This is a genomic window from Nostoc cf. edaphicum LEGE 07299, assembly GCF_015207245.1.
Taxonomy (GTDB): domain Bacteria; phylum Cyanobacteriota; class Cyanobacteriia; order Cyanobacteriales; family Nostocaceae; genus Nostoc; species Nostoc edaphicum_B.
The window spans coordinates 1-2,760 of sequence record NZ_JADEXF010000922.1; the positions used below are offsets into that span (position 1 = coordinate 1).

2 protein-coding genes are annotated in these 2,760 nt (G+C 37.1%); both read left to right on the forward strand.

Going from position 1 to position 2,760, the window contains the following annotated elements:
• Nucleotides 1–600 precede the first annotated feature (600 nt).
• The gene (gene rppA, locus IQ229_RS22620) at nucleotides 601–1,353 is read left to right on the forward strand and encodes a two-component system response regulator RppA (RefSeq protein WP_162398284.1); all 753 of its coding nucleotides are present in this window, start codon (nucleotides 601–603) and stop codon (nucleotides 1,351–1,353) included.
• Nucleotides 1,340–2,740, forward strand: coding sequence for a two-component system sensor histidine kinase RppB (gene rppB, locus IQ229_RS22625; RefSeq protein ID WP_162398283.1), 1,401 nt, complete (start codon nucleotides 1,340–1,342; stop codon nucleotides 2,738–2,740). Before rppA ends, rppB begins: the two co-directional genes overlap by 14 nt.
• Nucleotides 2,741–2,760: the final 20 nt, after the last annotated feature.

Sequence of the window (2,760 nt, forward strand, 5' to 3'; positions counted from 1 at the left end):
TTGTATAATTTTAAGAATAATTCAAAATTAATTAGTGTTGGGTCTAAGTTATCCTACTAGTTGAAGACCACCAAATTAAAAATTCGGTGGTCTTCAACCCATTTATTCATCCGCAATTCGTACAGGATTCATGCGCTCATTCTAACTCATGAATCCTGAATTCTTTCTTGATAAATCTAACAAAGTGCTCTTAAATGCATATGAATGAATTAGAATTAGCTGCAATATTTATTGTCATAACTTCTAACTTTAGTTAGAGATAAAAGGCTAACTTCATTTGCATATCAACTAATTAACGACAACAAATTTTATAACTGTTCTTGAGATAATTGAAATTTCATCTTAATTTCATATTTACGTGTCAAAATTATTATTGACTCAATAGATATCTTGCAAAACTTAGTTTCTATAACTTCTCAAACTAAGTTCACACCCTATTTGGGCAACCTGGTATACTAAGTCTTTTCTCTTTAATTATGTATCGCTAAGATACTAGCCTACTGTTAGATCTTGTATAGCTTAATTCTAATTCTTAAGAATTTCATCCTAATTTCATATCTAAGTGTCAACCTATTTATAGGGATATCCCTATTGCAAACTATGCTTAAGTCACAAATTTACAACGAACCTTTAACTACTCAATTTGATATGAGGGTGCTGCTAGTCGAAGATGAGCCGGATTTAGGGGCTGCTATCAAGCGTACCTTAAATCAACAAAAGTACTTAGTTGATTGGGTAATGGATGGTACTGAAGCATGGGCTTACTTAGAAAATAGCTCGGCACAATATACAGTAGCGATTCTCGATTGGATGCTTCCTGGAATTACTGGTTTAGAATTGTGTAAAAGACTACGTTACAAAGGTAATCCTCTTCCTATCTTGATGCTAACTGCTAAAGATAGAATGGAAGATAAAGTTGCCGGGCTAGATGCTGGTGCTGACGATTACCTAGTAAAACCCTTTGGAATGGTAGAACTACTGGCACGATTGCGGGCTTTGCAGCGTCGCTCTCCGCATTTCCAACCCCAACAATTGACTGTTGGTAACTTGACTCTAGATTATGGTAACAGTACAGTTGTAAGACAAAATACTACGGGTGAACAGCAAAGGATTCCTTTAACTAATAAAGAGTTCCAACTGCTAGAGTATTTTATGAAGCATCCCAACCAAATTGTTACTACCGAACAAATTCGTAACCAGATTTGGGAAGTTAATGCGGAATCTAGTAGCAATGTAGTGGCGGCGCAAATACGTTTGTTACGTCGCAAACTCACCAATAGCGACTGTACTAGCTCAATTGAAACTTTGCACGGTATGGGATATCGTCTTAATTTCACCAATGAATCAGAATAAGCTGTTTCGACTTACTCGTATTCGGTTGGCTCTATATTATGCCATTGTTATGGGTTTAATTTTAAGCCTATGTGCGTTCGGTTTTTATCGAGCAGTGTTCCATGCTCATGTGGTAGCTTTAGACAGTGAAATTGAGTCTGTAGCGGGAACATTACACGACAGTATCGAACTAAAACTACAGTCACCTGGACGTTTGGAACCATTGGCACATCAGTTATTCCCAAATATAGATAAATGTGGAACTGGAGCTAGTAATTGTATTCAACAACAGCCACATTCTAAACGTCATCTACTTGGTATCGTTACTAAAAGTAGCTACTATATACGTTTTTTTGATACTTCTGGAAAATTAATTGCTACTGCTGGTTATTATCCAGAAGGATTACCTGACGTTTTTAATCAAAAAACTTGGCAATTTCTCAAAGACAGCAAAGGCAAAGATTACCATCAAATTACTCTAGGGTTGCATACCCAAAATTATCAAGATTGGGGATATATGCAAGTAGGGCGAAGTCTACAAGAGTTTAATCATTACTTGGATAGTGTGAAATTAGTTTTGGTATTAGGGCTGCTAGTTGCAATGGCTATGATTGCTGGTGCTAGCTGGTGGCTATCAGGATTAGCTATGCAGCCAATTTATCAATCTTATCGACAAATTCAACAGTTTACAGCAGATGCCGCACATGAATTACGAACGCCTTTAGCTGCAACAGGTGCAACGGTAGAATCAGCACTTTTAATGCCGCAAATAGACTCTGAAGATACACGAGATATTTTGCAAACTATACAACGTCAAAATCAACGGCTAACGGCTTTAGTTGTTGATTTATTAATGTTAGCACGTTTAGATAAACAAGCCCAAAAGTTACAGCGTGAAGTTTGTTGCCTAAATGATATTGTTAGCGATTTAGTTGAGGAGTTTGAAGCGATGGCAAATGCCGCAGAGGTAAAGCTGACATCTTTAATACAAGTGCATCAACCTCTGAATATTATAGGTAATGCTGACCAGCTTTATCGCTTGTTTTCTAATTTAATTGTCAATGCAATTCAATACACACCCAAAGGAGGGGAGGTAAAGGTTTTATTAGACCGCAACGACCATTATGCTGTAATCAAAGTTCAAGATACAGGCATTGGTATCCCAAAAAACGAACTGACTCGAATTTTTGATCGCTTTTATCGAGTGAGTAGTGATCGCTCTCGTAGCACTGGTGGTTCTGGTTTAGGATTAGCCATTGTTCAAGCAATTATCCAGTCACACCACGGCAGCATAGATGTGCAAAGTAACTTAGGTGAAGGCAGCACTTTCACTATCAAGCTACCTTTTAATGTACCCCCACTCGATAGTGTACGCTCTATTTACCCATTTAAAATATTGTATCGTTAAAAACAGATACTTATATAAAC